17 protein-coding genes are annotated in these 17,035 nt (G+C 50.7%); 3 read left to right on the forward strand and 14 right to left on the reverse strand.

Annotated elements, in window-relative coordinates:
- Positions 1–44 precede the first annotated feature (44 nt).
- The 10 genes from ACFQI7_RS17555 to ACFQI7_RS17600 all read right to left on the reverse strand — a co-directional run bounded on the left by ACFQI7_RS17555 (position 45) and on the right by ACFQI7_RS17600 (position 9,660).
- The gene (locus tag ACFQI7_RS17555) at positions 45–1,691 is read right to left on the reverse strand and encodes an extracellular solute-binding protein (RefSeq protein ID WP_218098133.1); all 1,647 of its coding nucleotides are present in this window, start codon (positions 1,689–1,691) and stop codon (positions 45–47) included.
- 90 nt (positions 1,692–1,781) lie between these two features.
- The gene (locus tag ACFQI7_RS17560) at positions 1,782–3,578 is read right to left on the reverse strand and encodes a cache domain-containing sensor histidine kinase (RefSeq protein ID WP_230414777.1); all 1,797 of its coding nucleotides are present in this window, start codon (positions 3,576–3,578) and stop codon (positions 1,782–1,784) included.
- Positions 3,575–4,603, reverse strand: a complete 1,029-nt coding sequence (locus ACFQI7_RS17565) for a response regulator transcription factor (protein ID WP_218098134.1) — start codon at positions 4,601–4,603, stop codon at positions 3,575–3,577. Before ACFQI7_RS17565 ends, ACFQI7_RS17560 begins: the two co-directional genes overlap by 4 nt.
- 226 nt (positions 4,604–4,829) lie before the next feature.
- Positions 4,830–5,366: a hypothetical protein gene (locus ACFQI7_RS17570; RefSeq protein WP_218098135.1), complete on the reverse strand. Its 537-nt coding sequence runs from the start codon at positions 5,364–5,366 to the stop codon at positions 4,830–4,832.
- A 169-nt stretch (positions 5,367–5,535) separates the two neighbouring features.
- Positions 5,536–6,243, reverse strand: a complete 708-nt coding sequence (locus ACFQI7_RS17575; RefSeq protein WP_218098136.1) for a response regulator transcription factor — start codon at positions 6,241–6,243, stop codon at positions 5,536–5,538.
- Entirely contained in the window at positions 6,221–7,723 is a 1,503-nt protein-coding gene (locus ACFQI7_RS17580; protein WP_218098137.1) for a sensor histidine kinase, read from the reverse strand. The genes ACFQI7_RS17575 and ACFQI7_RS17580 overlap by 23 nt, the downstream gene beginning before the upstream one ends.
- A gap of 221 nt (positions 7,724–7,944) precedes the next feature.
- Complete coding sequence (locus ACFQI7_RS17585) at positions 7,945–8,205, reverse strand: FAD-dependent oxidoreductase (protein WP_377517244.1); 261 nt, start codon at positions 8,203–8,205, stop codon at positions 7,945–7,947.
- Entirely contained in the window at positions 8,105–8,752 is a 648-nt protein-coding gene (locus ACFQI7_RS17590) for an FAD-dependent oxidoreductase (RefSeq protein ID WP_377517246.1), read from the reverse strand. Before ACFQI7_RS17590 ends, ACFQI7_RS17585 begins: the two co-directional genes overlap by 101 nt.
- A gap of 321 nt (positions 8,753–9,073) precedes the next feature.
- Positions 9,074–9,346 (reverse strand): HU family DNA-binding protein, encoded by a 273-nt coding sequence (locus ACFQI7_RS17595; protein WP_218098138.1) that lies wholly within the window; start codon positions 9,344–9,346, stop codon positions 9,074–9,076.
- A gap of 110 nt (positions 9,347–9,456) precedes the next feature.
- Positions 9,457–9,660 carry a cold-shock protein gene (locus tag ACFQI7_RS17600; RefSeq protein ID WP_143799921.1) on the reverse strand — a complete coding sequence of 68 codons (204 nt, stop codon included), beginning with the start codon at positions 9,658–9,660 and terminating at the stop codon, positions 9,457–9,459.
- A gap of 169 nt (positions 9,661–9,829) precedes the next feature.
- Between ACFQI7_RS17600 and ACFQI7_RS17605 the strand changes: the two genes are divergently transcribed.
- Complete coding sequence (locus ACFQI7_RS17605; RefSeq protein WP_218098361.1) at positions 9,830–10,732, forward strand: tyrosine-type recombinase/integrase; 903 nt, start codon at positions 9,830–9,832, stop codon at positions 10,730–10,732.
- A gap of 217 nt (positions 10,733–10,949) precedes the next feature.
- Here the strand turns inward: ACFQI7_RS17605 and ACFQI7_RS17610 are convergent, their stop codons facing one another.
- From ACFQI7_RS17610 to ACFQI7_RS17625, 4 genes are all read right to left on the reverse strand, one after another.
- The gene (locus ACFQI7_RS17610; protein ID WP_218098139.1) at positions 10,950–11,306 is read right to left on the reverse strand and encodes a hypothetical protein; all 357 of its coding nucleotides are present in this window, start codon (positions 11,304–11,306) and stop codon (positions 10,950–10,952) included.
- Between the two features lie 400 nt (positions 11,307–11,706).
- Positions 11,707–12,018: a hypothetical protein gene (locus ACFQI7_RS17615; RefSeq protein WP_218098140.1), complete on the reverse strand. Its 312-nt coding sequence runs from the start codon at positions 12,016–12,018 to the stop codon at positions 11,707–11,709.
- A gap of 230 nt (positions 12,019–12,248) precedes the next feature.
- Positions 12,249–13,046: an RQC-minor-1 family DNA-binding protein gene (locus ACFQI7_RS17620; RefSeq protein ID WP_218098141.1), complete on the reverse strand. Its 798-nt coding sequence runs from the start codon at positions 13,044–13,046 to the stop codon at positions 12,249–12,251.
- A gap of 472 nt (positions 13,047–13,518) precedes the next feature.
- A complete protein-coding gene (locus ACFQI7_RS17625) occupies positions 13,519–13,872 on the reverse strand; it encodes a Uma2 family endonuclease (protein ID WP_218098142.1) in 354 nt (117 codons plus the stop codon).
- Between the two features lie 441 nt (positions 13,873–14,313).
- On the opposite strand from ACFQI7_RS17625, the gene yhbH reads away from it, so the two are divergent.
- Positions 14,314–15,474 (forward strand): sporulation protein YhbH, encoded by a 1,161-nt coding sequence (yhbH, locus tag ACFQI7_RS17630; RefSeq protein ID WP_218098143.1) that lies wholly within the window; start codon positions 14,314–14,316, stop codon positions 15,472–15,474.
- Positions 15,471–16,901, forward strand: coding sequence for a SpoVR family protein (locus tag ACFQI7_RS17635; protein WP_218098144.1), 1,431 nt, complete (start codon positions 15,471–15,473; stop codon positions 16,899–16,901). The genes yhbH and ACFQI7_RS17635 overlap by 4 nt, the downstream gene beginning before the upstream one ends.
- The last annotated feature ends 134 nt before the right edge of the window (positions 16,902–17,035 follow it).

Genomic DNA, 17,035 nt, shown 5'->3' on the forward strand with positions numbered 1-17,035 from the left:
AACCTAGTCCAGCGTTATTGACGGACATGGGTATTGGGCTTCTTCTATTTCTTCCATCTGGAAGCATCGTAGGCTTGTTGGTACAATTCGAGCATGCGGTTCAAGTTCAATTTATCAAGCGTACTCAAATAATGGTTCCATTCGCTCTCCATATCCACCGCCCCGGTAACGACTTTGGCGAAAAACTCGGTGCGGTAGTCCGTAATCGCCTTATCGATATTCGTCAATTCTTCCGCCTGCTCGCTTGTGAAAAATAACGGCGGGACCGTTTTTGACGGGTCCATGCGATACGGCTCGTACTTTTGCTCCGTCTCGTTATACAATGTGATCTCGAGCGGATATTTCGGGTCGGCGTACTGGCTAAGCCGGTACTCGTTGGTGCGCAGACTCGGGCCGTACTGCGCCCAGTGCACATTTTGCAGCTTGCCGAAGGTAACGAGCTGCTTCCACTTCGCTTGCCTTCCGTCCAGCCCTAGCTCCCCCGAGGACGCCTTCTCCCATTCCTGTCCCGGCCGGCCGATCGTACTCCGCATCGTCGCTTCTTCGCTCAACAGGAAATCTCCGAGCCGAAATGCCGCAGCCGGATTGCGGGCGTTGTTTGTAACGACATAGGTGCCGTAGATCATGGCGTACGGGTTGAATGAAGTCGAGCGTACGCCTGCAGGTCCGCGGAGCGGCGGCAGCGCCACATAATCTTTGATTCGCAGGGAATCGGCATCCAGAAAGACGGTCGGGTTCTGTGCAGGAACGGCTCCCAGTACCTCAAACCCCGGGCTCGTCCCAAGCTGCTTCAGTTGGTTGCGATCCTGCGCGAACGACTGGGATGCGATCAGTCCGGCCTCGTACAGCTTATTCAAATACAACAACCCTTCTTTCCATTCAGGTTGATTGTACGCCACCTGAATTCGGCCGTCGCGTATATATTTCAAATTGTTGTCCTTTTCGATGAACGCTCCCATCAGAAAATGCTCCAGGTTCGTGGAAGGTCCGTTTATCGCACCGATGAGCGGAATTTCATCGGGTTTGCCGTTGCCGTTCGGATCGCGTTCCTTGAACGCTTTCAGCGTCTCATAGAATTGCTCCGTCGTGGCCGGCATCGGCAGACCGAGCGCATCGAGCCACGTTTGATTGATCCACATCTTTTGGCCGTATGCGCAGTGATAGCACTCGTTGATCTGCGGCAGCGCGTAGACGTTCCCATCCGGGACGGTCATCAACTCTTTGGCGTACGGCACCTGCGCATACATCCTCTTGGTCTCTACGCCGTACTTGTCGATGTAGTCGTTCAGCGGCAGAAACACGCCGTCTTTGCCGTAGATCGACTGTTTATTCGGAGATATGCCCATATTGAGCAGCACATCGGGATAATCGCCGCCGGCAAGCGTAACGTTCAGCTTCTCCTGGTATGTTTTTTCCGGAGCAACCTCCCATTCGATCTGGATGTTCGTCTTTTCCTCCAGCCATTTCGTAAATTCGTTCGTCGCGAAGTTTTCCACATTGCCCGAGCCTCTGACCATCACCCGGAGCATCGTCTTTTGTTTGGTGATCGGGAGAACGCCCGCTTCCGTCACTTGTGCGGCTTTGTCCGCATCGCCCATCCCGTTCTCCGGCTTCGCCCCGTCGCAAGCCCCCAAGAGCAGAAACGCAGCCGCCACGGGCCATACGAACAGCGATTTCCCGCGTTTGCCCAACACACGTCCCCCTCTCCCGGCAATTTGTTTGTTCCGTTCAGCTTATATAGAAGCATATCCTTCCGGCCGGAGCGCACGCATTGCGCTGTTTTAACCTGACATGACTTTTTTTGTTCCTGCGGCCGGCATGTGCATCGTAATGCGGGTGCCATCGCCCTCTTTGCTTTCTACCCGAAGCCCGTACCGTGCTCCAAATACCATTTGAATCCGGTTATGCACATTTCCGAGGCCGATGCTGCCGTCCGTCGATTGATCCGCCGATCGCCGCAAGCTTTTGCGGAGCGCGGCCAGCCGATGGGCAGACATGCCCGAGCCGTTGTCTTCTACCGTCAAATAAAAGTCGCTCTGATCGCACCAAGCGTTAACGATGATCAAGTGATGCTCCTCAATGCCGTCGGGGAACGCGTGCTTGAACACGTTCTCTACAAGCGGCTGCAGCGTCAGGCGCACCATCGATTTGAGCAGCAGTTCCGGCGGAATGCGGACATCGACTTCAAACTCGCGGCCGATGCGGAATTTCATGATCGCTATAAAATGCATCATATGCTTCAGCTCGTTGGCCACCGTAATTTCCTCCAAATCGGTGCGGACGGAATAACGCAGCATGTAGGAGAGCGAACGGACAATCTCCTTGATCTCGCTCGACTTTTGAATGACGGCATAGCAAATAATGATCTCAAGCGTATTGTACAAAAAATGCGGGTTGATCTGCAGCTGCAACGATTGGAACTCGGCAAGCTGACGCTTGAGCAGATGCTCCTGATTCCGGAGTTCGGTCTCGTACACGCGATCTACGAGCTCCTCGAGCCGTTCCACCATCGTATTGTAGCTGGAGATCAGCCGGTCCATCTCGTCATGGCTACCGGTCAGCGGCACTTTCGTCCACTGCCCGATTTCCGTCTGGCGCATGCCGTATTCCAGACGGCGAACCGGCTTCACGATCGAACGGCCGAAGCGGTACGCGAGGTACAGAGCGATCAGCAGCGTGCCGAGACCTACGTAAATCGTCGTCTGCCGCAGGGCCGCAACCGGCTCCCGCTGCTCGCTAAGCGACATGCTGGCCACCAGATTCCATCCGGAATAGTCGGAATGGCGGCTAAAAAAAATGCGGTCCGGTTCGTCCGGAAGCTCAAACACGCGATTCGTGTTGCTTTTGACCGCCTCGAACTGCCGCCCGGCGAGCTGCTTGCCGATTCGTTTGTTATCGGGATGATAAATGATTTTACCGCGATCGTTGACGATGAAGAAATACCCCGTCTCTCCCAGACGGATCCCTTTCCACAGCGTCTTCAACTCGTTGATGCGCATCTCGAACCCCATGACGCCCTTGAACATACGAGATGTTTGACGATCGGACACTTTGCGCGCCAGCGTCAAATGGCCGTCCAGAAAGCCGGAATCCTGGATCGTCAATCCGCCGTCGTCCCGCGTGTCTTCCTTCAACTGCTCGATATATTCATCGAACGCCTTGTAGTTGAACGGGGTGACCTGCACGTTGAAATCCATTGCCCGAAAGCCGTTGTAACCGGCCAAATACACCATGGTGATCTCCGGGTTATTAATCAGCACCGTCTGGAACAGCTGCTGCTTGATCATGTTTTCGACGACGTAAAATTCGCTGACTTTCGATTTGTCCGGCTTCGAGCTGAGCGCATCTTTCACCAGCGCCGAGGTCAGGATCGACAACGTCGCCCGTTCGTAGCCTTTCAAATACAGATCCGTCTGATGCACCGCATTATCGACGATTTGCGCCAAAAGCGCCTGATATTGATTGTCCAGCTCTTTGGACGAACGCCAATACCCGGTAACACCGACGGTCACCGAAGTCAGCGCAATGACGACCACGAAATAAAAATATATGCGCCGCGCCATGCCGCCTTTCATCATTTGATGCCAAGCATGCTGCGGTACTCGGTGGGAGAACAGCCGATCGACTTTTTGAAAATGCGGGAGAAGTGCGGATAACTGTCGTAGCCGACCTCCGCCACGACATCGATGATTTTATAATGCGGAATCGACAGCAGCCGTTTCGCTTCTTCCATTCTTTTGCGCAGCCGGTACTGCACGAACGGTTCGCCCGACATCTTCTTGAAATAATGGCTGAAATACGTCGGCGTGAGGCCGAGCCGAGCCGCTACCGTCTCCAGCGTCAAGTCCTCGCACAAATGCCGGTCGATAAACTCAAGCGAAGCTTCGAAAAAATTGACCTGGCCGCCGCCCCGGTATTCGGACAGCTGCTGCAGCCATGCATCTATTTGACCAGAGAACGCATGAAACGCGTCCGCATCGAAAGGTTCCGTCCGGAGCAGTTCGGAAGCGATTTCAAAGTTGTAAATGCCTCGGGCATTCAGCTTTTTGGCGAGCAGCTCCAGTCCGTCGACCGCCATCCGCAGCGGCAGCGCGAAGCCCCCGCCTGTCGGTTCAAAAAATTCGCTCCGGCCCGCTGCCAGCACAACTTCCAGCTGCTTCTCCTGCGCCAGCCACAACGCTTCCTCTATCTGCTCCATCCATGCCTCAAACCGGGATAGCGAAAAGGTGCGCCCGCTTCCCTCGTTCACGATTTTATCGAGTACAGGGTACAATTCGGTCTCCGTCACCGGTTTCAGCAAATATTCCTTCACGCCGTAAGACATGCACTGCTGCGCATAATGAAAATCCCCGTATCCGGACAGAACGATCACTTTCGTATCCAGATGATGCTCGCGAATTTGCCGGCAAAGCTCGATTCCGTTCATGCGCGGCATGCGAATATCGGTCATGACGAGATCCGGCGGATCGGCCAGTATCGCCGTAAGCGCGGAACGGCCATCCGAATAGGTGTGCACTTCCTCAAACCGGTCATATTCCTTCACGATCTCTTGCAAGCCCAAACAAATCATCGGTTCATCGTCTACGATAAAAATACGACTCATCTTGGCTCCCCCCTAGGCAGTCTCGTCCTATAATCCCAATGTAAACGCTGGACTCCGTGAACGAACATGTACCATCTTCACTTGTTTTTGTCTAAAATTCACCTGAAGACGCAATAGGGCGATAGCTAAAAAAGCCAAGTCCTTACGTGAGACCCGGCGCTTCTGCCCACAAGTATAATGGATTTGGCGGCAGGGGGAGTAGGGGCTCCTTTCACTTCCGTTGTGTTTACTTACGTTTTTGCGGCGCCCCCGGGGAATGAATATCGTCGTTTCGTTTGCCCCACGGTTTAAACACCGATACGGCGAACATGACCGCAAGCGACAGCAATTGCAGTACGATGCCAACCCAGAGCCGGACTTCGTTCACCATAAAATCCGTATGATGAACCGCGCCAAGCCCTTCAGCGGAAACGACGGTAACGCCGTTCAATGTCCAAAAATAAAATCCGACCACGCCGGTGCCGATCGCAAGTACGGTTAGTGCTTCCTTCAGGATAATCCAATAATAGCGGAACAGCCCCCAATGGGTTGTGACCGACAGCACGATTCCCGTTAGCGTCGTTCCGATGGTCGACGCCCTCATGCTTGTTCTGGATAACAGGTGCATGACGGTATAGCACGATTGGAGTACTTCCCTGCTTTTCGTATTCAGCGCCGTAATGCTTAAAATCAAGACCACCACCGTACTGCCGAGCATGATCGAGGCAAATAGAATGTGAAGCAAAACCATCCACTTCTTCGCGGACATCGATAAGCGGGCCATTGCCATCTCTCCTTTTCATAGCTTCGTTACCATCAGAAATAGGCCTAGCTCCCATCCTATCCGGTATGTATAAAACACCGCTAAACGAAGTGTAAAAAAAGTATAAAATGAAGCAATAGGCGAATATACCTTCACGTAATGCCTGATCCTTGCAAAAAAAGCGCCGGGCTTACAGATTGAATCTGTAGCCGACGCCCCATATCGTTTCGATGTATTGCGGCTTGGCAGGAATCGGTTCGATTTTTTCCCGCAGCTTGCTGATGTGGACGGTAACCGTAGCGAGATCGCCCATCGAATCAAGCCCCCAGATGCTCTCGAACAGCTGCTCCTTCGTGAATACCCTGTTCGGATGCGCCACCAAATGCAGTAGGAGATCGTACTCTTTCGAAGTGAACGTTACCTCCTGATCGTCGACGAACACTTTACGCGACCGTTTGTCAATTCGGATGCCTTTGATGCGGACGATGTCCTTGGGTGAACCAGCCTCCGTCTCCTCAGTGCCCTGCGACACCAACCTGTCGTAACGGGCGAGATGCGCCTTCACGCGGGCAACCAGCTCTCCGATACTGAACGGTTTGACGATATAATCGTCTGCGCCCAAACCGAGCCCTCTGATTTTGTCCACTTCCTCTTTCCTCGCGGAAACCAGCAAAATCGGGACGTTTTTTTTGCTCCGCACCTGCTTGCAAATTTCATATCCGTCCTTTTCCGGAAGCATCAGGTCCAGCAAAATCAATTGATACGGCTCGTTCAGCGCTTTATGCAGGCCGGTATTTCCGTCCGATGCGATCTCCACCTCGAAGCCGCCCGCTTCCAAATAATCTTTTTGCACATCCGCGATCACTTCATCGTCTTCAATGATCAATATTCTCGTCACCGGTTCCCACCTGCCGCTTTCCCGATTTAGTTAAAGTAAAGAAAATGTCCGTTCCTTCGCCTGCCCTGCTTTCCGCCCATGTCGTTCCCCCGTGCTCCTCCACGATCTGCTTGACGATGGCGAGCCCGAGTCCGCTGCCGCCCGTATTGCGGCTCCGTGAAGGATCGGCGCGATAAAAGCGATCGAAAATTTGGGGCAAAGCTTCGGTCTCGATGCCGCGTCCGTTGTCGGATACTTGCACGATAACGTCGTCGTCCCGCTCGGTCAACTCCACCCGTATCTCGATGGGTTGTTTATCGGCGTAATGGATGCTGTTATTTACGATGTTCGTTACGACTCTCGTTATTTTATCGCGGTCCGCCATGACGATAACCGGCCCGCGGGCATCGCTGCGATACGAGAAACGGGCGCTATGGTTCTGCGGGTCGAGGCGCAGCTCCGCTACCGTATCGTGCAAATAAGCGGCAATGTCCATTGGTTCATAATGAAACGAAAGCTTCTTCAAATCAAGCTTGGAAAACAAAAACAGTTCATCGATCAGATGGTTCAGGTCGGATACTTTTTTGTGAATGCTTTGGAGGTATTTCATTCGCTTCTCCGGCGTATCGGCGATGCCGTCCCGGAGTCCGTCGACGCATGCGCCAATCGCGGTGATCGGCGTTTTCAGATCGTGCGTAATGTTCGCCAGCAGTTCTTTGCGGTTTGTCTCGTATTGGAGCTGCGTATGGATCGATTCCCGCAAGCGGTGCCGCATCTCTTCGAAAGCGTCGCTGAGCTCGCCAATCTCGTCCTTCCGTCCCGGCGCAAGCTTGTGCTCCAAATCTCCTTCGCGTATATGCTCCGCCGCTTCTTTCAACGTCTTCAGCGGCCGCACGATACTGCGCGACAGCACATAAGTCAGCAAACCGTTCGTAAGCCCGATGACTAGCAGCAGCGTCACGAACAGCAGCGGAAAAAACAGGCGAAAGAAGCGCATCGTCGGACCGACGTCTCCGAAAAAGTATATGACCCCGGGCGTTTGGTTTTCAAATGTAAACTTGTGCTTTTGCACCGTAAATTGCTTCCCGTTTAACTCGAGCTTTCCTTGAAACCGCTGCTCTCCCGGCTCCACATCGCTGCTGAGGAATGCCTCTATCGGGCCGCGCTCCCCAAGAAGCGAGGACGCGTACACCAGCTTTCCGCTCCGGATAACAGCGATCCCCGCATTGAGTTCCTGAAGCCGGCGCTCGGTCTGCTGCAAGAAAGCGGCGTCCGCTATCGTATCCGGTCTGTAATCGGCCATAAAGGCGAGTCCGGCGAACATCTCGTTGTTTCTGGCGAATGCCTCGGCCGGAAACAAATGTTGGTCTTGCCCCGGATTTGTCCCGGTCATGCTCCGCATCAGCGAGGAAACGAGCAGCATCGCCGTCAGCACAAAGACGACGACGGGAATGATAATCATGGCGATATGGGACAACAGCAGCTTTTTGCGGATAGACATGGCCGTCATTCTCCTTCGACGTTTCGGTATACATTATCATACTACAAGTATCGGCAAATCGGGTACAGGATGACGGAATCAAGCGAATTCAGTCAAAAGAGCCGCGGATGCTTCAGCAGGAACATTCGGGATGAGACATGGAATTGCCGATAGCATCACCCAGATGACATCAAAAAGCCTTATCGCACCCGGAGACGTACCGGAGACGATAAGGCTTATGATTAATCGAGCAATGCGCCGTCCGCGCGCAGCTGCCGCTGCAGCACGCTGACGTCCAGCTCCTGGGGGCTCATGTTGTGCCTGATGGCAAGGCCCGCCGCCGTGCCGGCCGCTTGCCCCGTAGCCATGCAGCTCGGGGAAAGGCGCGTCGTCGCGAGCGCTTCATGCGTAGTGGAGATGCACCGTCCGCCGGCAAGCAAGTTCTGAATCCGCTTCGGCAGCAGGCAGCGGTAAGGGATGTCGTAGGGCCCCGTCGCCGGCAATCCAGGCGGCGGTCACGCCCTTATTCTTCGGATCGTGAATGTCGATCGGATAGCCGCTGCGGGCGATGACGTCGTCGAACCGGCGTCCGCTCGTCACGTCGTCGATCTGCAGGCTGTAAACGCCGTCGAGCCGCCGCGTCTCGCGAATCCCGATTTGCGCTCCCACTTGGGAAATCGACGCTTTCCCGAAGCCGGGGAGCCGCTTCGTCATAAAGTCGGCGACCATCAGCACCTGCTTGCGCCCGATTTCCTCTGCCTCCGTCAAATCTTCCACCTTGGTTCCGTCGAAGCCTTGAACACGCGTCATATTGACCAGCACTTCATCTTCTCCCGGTCCCGGGAAGAACAGCACCTGGTCGCGGTTAATCGGCAGATCGGCTTCCTTCCAATGCTTGTAAAAGCCCTGCACGGCCGTCAGCGGCAGCTCCGGAAGCGTCCCCTTTTCTTGGAAACCACTCGCTGCAATGAATTTCCCGAACTTACCAAGAGGTTTCTGACCTTTCGATTCGAAAAGGCAATGTAAAGGAGGCAGCCAAGCAAAAGGCATGCCCCCCAAACGGTGAAGAAAAATGAAGAAAAAACGCAGGAAATCATTATCAACCACGAACTCTTCTTAATTGTCCTTACAGGTCGGTTGTAAAGAATCATTTCTCCAACCACCCCTTTCCTTGCTTGTGTGATTCTTTAAATTGTTCAGATCGTCCACTTTGCTCTGCAAACTCTGTTTGTTGGAATAAAAATTAATAATGTCATCAATGGTAGAAAATACGACACTAACGTTCGAATCATGTGTACTTGTTTTGATAAAAAACCGCTTTTCTGATGTGGTCACATCTTTATTTTATATTAGCATTTGGTGGCGTTAAGCTTAATTTAAAGCTTTTTTCAGAGTGATTCCTGCCGTGAATACAGGAACTTTACCCGCCGGAAGTTCCACCTTTTCACCGGTTTTTCGGCTTCTTCCCATGCGTGCTTCACGACTACGGACATCAAATTTTCCGAAGCCAACTAGTTGAACTTCTTTGCCTTGCTTTAAAGCTTCAAAAATCGAATCCAGTACATGCGTTACTGCTTTTTCAGCATTCTTTTTTGAAAATCCACTAGATTTAGCTACTTCTTCCACTAATTGCTCTTTGTTCATTTGCGATACCTCGCTTATATTATTTTAATTACGAAAATGACTGCATTCGTGCATGGATGCAAGCAGGAATAAACAAAAAGCTGCCCGACGTTTAGGGCAGCTTGAAAGATTTAATAAACTTTAGAAACGTTCTCAGCCTGCGGTCCACGATTACCTTGGGCCACATTGAACTGGACGCGTTGGCCTTCATCCAACGATTTGTAACCATCACCCTCAATCGCGCTGAAATGAACGAACACATCGTTTCCGTCTTCGATTTCGATAAAGCCGAAGCCTTTTTCAGCGTTAAACCATTTAACTGTACCTGTTTGCATAGGATTCCTCCAAAAAATAATTTATTGAACACGATCATTTCGATGACCACTAATAAAGATTAGCGGTCATTAGGCATTTTCTGAACACGTACTTGATGTCCGCTAATGTATCGGTTAAGATAAGAATACCATGTCCGCTAATGTAAGTCAAGATTTGGAGGCTTTGCTAATGATAAAGACGACCGCGATTTCGGAACAGGGGGAGCAGACGATTCAGGATTTCATAAACACTCTCACCATCCACGAGGATTTGAATCCCAAAACGATAAAGGAATATGCAAGCGACTTGAAACATTTTATCGGTTGGTTTGAGACAGCCGACCTCCAAGAGGAAGAAGTTTTATTTCGCATTGAAGATGTCGCTACTCCAACATTAACACGATACCGGGAAGCCGCTCAAAAAGTGATGGAATTGAAACCGACAACCATTAACCGGCGACTTATAACACTGAAACGTTTTTTTGAGTGGGCCGCGTCGGAATCCAGGATTCTGCGTGATCCTTCAAAGCCGGTCAAATTGGTTCCGGAAGAAAAGGTAAGCCCTCGGCAGATGACAGATAAGGAAGAAGCTGCATTGATCGCTTCGGCCGAGCATGGCGGTTCGATTCGGGATCATACAATTCTTATCGTGATGTTTCACACCGGCTTGCGAACAATGGAAGTATGCGACCTGGCTCCCGGCGATATTCAAATCGGGAAACGCAGCGGTCAGCTTAGGGTGCGGTCTGGAAAACGAAATAAACAGCGGGAAGTACCTTTGAACGCTACATGCAGAGCAGCATTGGAAAAATATCTGGCATCCCTCCCTCCGGACAGTCCTTATCTGTTTCCTTCGGAGAAAACTGGCGATCGATTAACCGAACGAGCTTTACGCCATTTGATTCAAAAATACATGAAAGCAGCGCGACTGGAAGGATTGAGCGCCCACGATCTACGGCACCGGTTCGGGTACGTAATGGCAGAGAACACTCCGTTGCACCGCTTGGCGCAAATTATGGGACACGATAGTCTGGATACAACGATGATTTACGTCAAGGCGACTCGTGCGGATCTGCAAGCTGAAGTACTTTGAAGTTCCTGTTCTGCAGGTATCCCGATTAAATAGCGCTTTAGTAATTACTTACGTTCGAGCAATCCTTGCGTAAACAAGTTCATAAAGAACGACGAAAGAGCTGCTGCGGCAGCTCCTTTTACTTGTTTACAAAATCAGGAGATTTGTCCGGGCTAACGGGCAGAATAATAAAATAATTTCCAAGAAATAAATATTTTGCTTTTGCGATTGTTTCAATTCATATCAGGGAATTGGCGTTCATACAGGCGGGCATCTCGGCGAATATGGAGCAGGCGTTCATGCGGGCGGACATCTTGGAAATCAGGGTATTGGCGTTCATACAGGCGGGCATCTTGGCGGATATGGGGCAGGCGTTCATGCGGGCGGACATCTTGGAAATCAGGGTGTTGGCATGGATGTCGGTGGTTATCTGGGCAATGTGGGTCAGCTTGGAGCTCATTTTGGCGGTAATGGCGGTAATAAAGGGGATGATAATACCGTCATTAATAATGAACAAGCTCAGTGATTTAGCGGAATAGATTGAATAAATGTTCCTTGAAGAATTGGTTTTTTTTCGTATTATCGGGTTATCCATAAATAACAGCTCACATTGATTTATTAAATGAACAACTGGTGTTGCGAGACCAAAAGGTAAGACACATGTACAAATCTCCCTATTTTGTGAATATGTCCTGGCACATTTTTTAGTAGGTTAGGCATCTTTTTCGAGAAAATCAAAGAAAAATGAAAAACGGCTCTTTCGCAATCGATGCGAACAGAGCCGGTTTTTTACTACTGCTCCACGGAAGGAAAATCGACTGCTACGGTGAAATTCGGGAAATTTTCGGCATTGAAAACAAATCCATAGAAATATATCTTTAATGACGATATTGAATTATTTTGTTGCATTATCCTGCCCGTTCCACAACTGCCTCATTCCGGAGCTTTATTAAAGTATACTTGTGTCGTGCGCTTATTAATTAAGCACACTTGTGTCAAATTGACATGACATAAGTGCGCTTAATTAAATCGATATACATACTCTTTTTCGGTAATTTTATTTGTGTAGTTTTGTGTCGCTGCACATGAGAGGCGTTCAGCATGCGGGCCGCGGCCGCGTCGATATGATCCGCCGCAAGCTTGACGGACTCCTGCTCCCGCTGGTACACCTCGCGGCGCACGACATCCTGGCTGGAGGCGTAGACGTTATATATAATGATCGTAATCGGAATAAGGATGAATATAAGTAAAGAGAGTATGATTTTTCCGCGAACGGACTTCAAAGGATACTTAAGATTATGAAGCAATCTGAACCCTCCCGTAAGTATACTTCAGGCAATCAATAATTGACTTTGTAATATAACACAGGAGGCCGGGGAATAAAACGGTCAAATCTTGGTTTTTCGGGGAGTATTATTGGTTTCTGTCACATCATAATATTCATGCGGTTACGATTGACGGGATCAATTAATAAAAACCTAGCGGGAAGATCACCGACAGGTCCTTTTATGTGCAAACCCATACGTTTGTGCTACGTTTACCAATCGGAATCGCGCAATTTACGGCGTTCTTCCCGGCAAGAAGCACAACGTTTGGGTGGCTCCCAGCCCCGCATCCGGAAAATGTCCTGTTCCTCCACCGTCCAATCGAAACGATCTCCACACTCCCAGCACTTGATACGCTCGCTGCTGCGCGGCTGAAGGAGCAGCTCGGTGGAGACGTCGGCTTGAGGCGCATCTTCGAGGAGCAGCGGGCTTGTCTCTTTGTTTTTCAAATGCATGACGACCTGGCGTATCGCTTTCTTCACTTTTTGATAATCTATCAATTCCCACCGCTCAAGCAGCGGAATAAACCGGTCATCGCACGTTGCGGCAATCTTTTGCAAAAATATCAAAATCATGCCGCGATTGCGATCTTTCAGATAGGACATATCCGCTTCCGCGATCCCCTCTTGAACCCACCGTTTCCACTGCTGAAGCAGCAGGCCGGCCGCCTGGTCACGTTGAATGGTCCAACCTTTATCCGTAAAATATAGTATCGGCATATCCCCCCGGTATTCGAGTTCAAGAAAATCATTCTTGATCATCCAGTCGACCCGCTCGGTAATTTGCTCTATGGTAAGTGAACGATAGTAGCCGTAGGCTACGTTATTATCCAACCCGAGCTCCAGCAGCTTTTTATCGCGGGAACCCTTCAAAATTTTGGCCAGCATGGTTCGTCCCCCAAGACTGACAAGACTATCTGCGGCGTGAAGGATATTTCGGATTTCTTCTTCTTTCAGGTGAGGTTCAAGCTCTGTCTGTGCGAGCTTTCTGCGATTATTTGACGACGCCATTGATGCCGCTCCTTCCTTGACATTTTATCGGTAAAAGTAATGACGGACCTATGGTTTGGAACAACTATACTCTACTAATGTATATTTTAATTATAGCCATATCGATAGTATTGAAATCAAACTGGAAAGGATGTTGTTCTCCGTGCTCGGTCGATACTTTTTATGGCGATGAACTTGTCCGTGAGCTCGCTAGCCGCAATGGCATGGACGCCGAATGATACGATCTACTACGCCAAATTGGCTGGTGAAATGCGGTTGGAAGTCCAGGACGTACCGACCTTACCGGTCGAAAGTACAAGAAATGCTGCGGTAATGCGTAATGAAAGATTGCCCGATTTCCGATACGGCAGCGGAGATCAGGCAATCTATTGTTTCTTTTGATACAGTGTAGCCACTGCGGGATACAAGGTGCAATGACCTTTTTCCGAGCAGCGAAACACGAATTTGCAATCCAGTATTCCATAACGCTTCACTACTCCAGACTGAACAGCCCGTTCATGGGCACCTTCAACTCTTTAAATACGATGGATTGGACCGTTTCCTGCTCCGTATACAAATGGCGTACTTGGTAACTGCCTCCCTGAAGAACCGTTCGATTACCGGGATCGACAATCCAATACTCCTGCACCCCATACTTCTGATATAAGTTGAACTTCTCGTTAAAATCCTTCAATGCGGTGGATGGAGACAGCACTTCAATGATCATTGTCGGCGCACCGTAACAACCATTCTTGGATATTTGATCCTTGGAGCATATAACCGAGAGATCGGGTTGCGTGATATGATCCGGTGAATAATCTTCGCTTTCGCTGACCAGGTTAACCAATCTTGGTAGGTGTGAGTATTGTTTTCGTTTGGATTTGACACGATACTCGACCTCCCTTTGGTTTGGAGTTTGGACCTTTACTCATTGTACCACGATCATGCGAACCGCTGCTAAGCTTTTGCCCGGGCCATTCCTATCAGTATTACCACGCGGACACAGCCGAAAACGACAATGATGAATGGAAACCAGCCAAAAAAAATTTTGAAAATGACACATCCGGCATTTTTCAGAATATTCCGCACAAATTAGGCTCCTGTTCCACTCACATATCCTCACGTTGCTTGAATATATTTAGTAACAAGCACTTTTTGCCGCTTGCAAGCTCTTTCGTATGTCACCTCAGTCGCGGCTGTCGCATCATACTTGACGATGCCTGCCCTCGACATTACTTTCATCCGAAGTCGATTTTACGGAAGACCGAACCTTCAGGAGGTGTCCCGCATGACCGAACCGTTATTTACCGTTTCCCGTGAGGACTGGTCCTTGCACCGTAAAGGTTATCAGGATCAAACCCGCCATCAGGAAAAAGTCCGCGAGGCGATAAAACAAAACCTCCCGGACCTTGTAGCAGACGAAAGCATCATTATGTCCGACGGTAAGCAAATCGTCAAAGTGCCGATCCGCAGCCTGGACGAATACCGTCTCCGTTACAATTACAACAAGAGCAAACATGTAGGCCAGGGAGACGGAGACAGTCAAGTGGGCGATGTGCTCGGCGTAGACCCGCAGCCGGCAAGCGGCGCTGGCAAAGGCGAAGGCGCAGGCGACCGGGCCGGCGAAGACTACTACGACGCGGAAGTAGAGATGGAGCAGCTTCAGACGATGCTCTTCGAGGAGCTGGAGCTGCCGAACCTGCAGCAAAAAGAGAAACAAAACGTGATGACCAAAGACATCATTTTCAATGATGTGCGCAAGAAGGGCATCATGTCCAATATCGATAAAAAGCGAACCATTCTCGAAAATTTGCGGCGCAATTCCCGCGACGGCCATCCGGGGATTCATGGGATCAGCCCGGACGATCTGCGTTTCCGCACGTGGGAAGATATCGTAACGCCCCACTCCAACGCGCTCATTTTGGCGATGATGGATACGTCGGGCTCCATGGGCTCGTTCGAAAAATATATCGCCAGAAGCTTTTTCTTCTGGATGACACGATTTTTGCGCACAAAATACGAGCATGTGGAAATTATATTCATTGCGCATCATACGGAAGCGAAGGAAGTAACCGAGGAGGAATTTTTCACCAAAGGGGAGAGCGGCGGCACCATATGCTCATCGGCCTACCAGCTCGCCGTCGACCTGATCGACCGCAAATACCCTCCGTCGCGGTACAATATTTATCCGTTTCATTTCTCCGACGGGGATAATTTGACCTCGGACAACGAACGGTGCGTCAAGCTGATCGGCGAGCTGGTCAAGCGCAGCAATCTGTTCGGCTACGGCGAAGTGAATCAATACAACCGCAGCAGCACGCTCATGTCCAGCTACCGCAATATTCATGATCCGAAATTCGTGCATTACGTCATTCGCGAAAAAGGCGAAGTGTACCGGGCACTCAAAACGTTTTTCCCGAAAAGCGCCGAAGGGAGTGCAGCCCGATGAACCATGCCGATTACATGAAGCAGCTAGAGTATTCCATTGCCGAAATTACCGAAATCGCCGAAGGCTTCGGGCTCGATTTTTATCCGATGCGCTACGAAATATGTCCGGCGGATATCATCTACACGTTCGGCGCGTACGGAATGCCTACGCGCTTCAGCCATTGGAGCTTCGGCAAGTCGTTTCACAAAATGAAAATGCAGTACGATTTCGGGCTCAGCAAAATATATGAGCTGGTTATTAATTCTGACCCGTGCTACGCCTTCCTGCTGGACGGCAATTCGCTGATTCAAAATAAGCTGATCGTGGCGCACGTGCTGGCACACTGCGACTTCTTCAAAAACAACGTCCGCTTCTCCAAAACGAACCGCAATATGGTTGAGAGCATGTCCGCCACCGCGGAGCGCATCCGGCAGTACGAGATCGAATACGGCATGGACGAGGTCGAAAAGTTCATCGACGCCGTGCTGGCCATTCAAGAGCATGTCGACCCGCTCATCTCCAAACCGTATCACCGGCAGCGCGAAGAGCGCGACTCATCCGTCACCTCATTCAAAGAAGCCAAGGAACGTCGATTCGGCTATGAAGATTTGTGGGATCTCGACGATCGGGGCAAGACGCCGTCCGACAAACCGGAGCAGCCTCCCAAGTTCCCGCCCGTCCGTCAAAAAGACGTCATGCTGTTCATCGAAGAGCATGCCCATTATTTGAAGGATTGGCAGCGCGACATCTTGACGATGCTTCGGGATGAGATGCTTTATTTTTGGCCGCAGCTCGAAACGAAGATCATGAACGAAGGCTGGGCGTCGTACTGGCACCAGCGCATTTTACGTGAACTGGATTTGACGGATGACGAGACGATCGAGTATGCCAAGCTAAACTCTTCCGTCGTCGTGCCGTCGCAGCATAGTCTCAATCCGTATTATCTCGGACTCAAAATATTCGAGGATATCGAGAAACGATGGGATAATCCGACCAAAGAAGAGCGGGAACGGTTCAGACGCGAAGGCGGCGAAGGCCGCAAAAAAATATTCGAGGTACGCGAGTACGACTCCGACCTCTCTTTCATCCGCAATTACATGACGAAAAAACTGTGCGACGAGCTGGATTTGTACGTTTTCGAGAAAAAAGGACCGGAGTGGAAAATTACCGATAAATCGTGGGAGAACATCCGCGACCAGCTCGTATACTCCCGTGTGAACGGCGGCTTTCCGTACATTGTCGTCGATAACGGGGATTACGAAAGGAACGGAGAATTATACCTGAAGCACATGTACGAGGGCATGGAGCTGGATCTCAAATACGTGGAGCGTACGATCCCTTACATTCAGCAGCTATGGGGCAAGACGGTTCATCTGGAATCGGTCGTCGAGTCAAAACCCGTTCTGTTCACGTATGACGGGAAGAAGCATAACCGGAAGTTTCTATAGTGCAAAGCCGCGGCGTAACGAGGTTACGCCGCGGCTTCTTTATTACGTCATCCTCATCGTTGGTATCATTGGTATCGCGAACCGAAATTTTCGTCGAACGCCTCGGTTTATAAGGCCGTTGGTCCGGGTTATGA

The sequence above is a fragment of the Paenibacillus allorhizosphaerae genome, from assembly GCF_042659105.1.
GTDB lineage: Bacteria > Bacillota > Bacilli > Paenibacillales > NBRC-103111 > Paenibacillus_G > Paenibacillus_G allorhizosphaerae.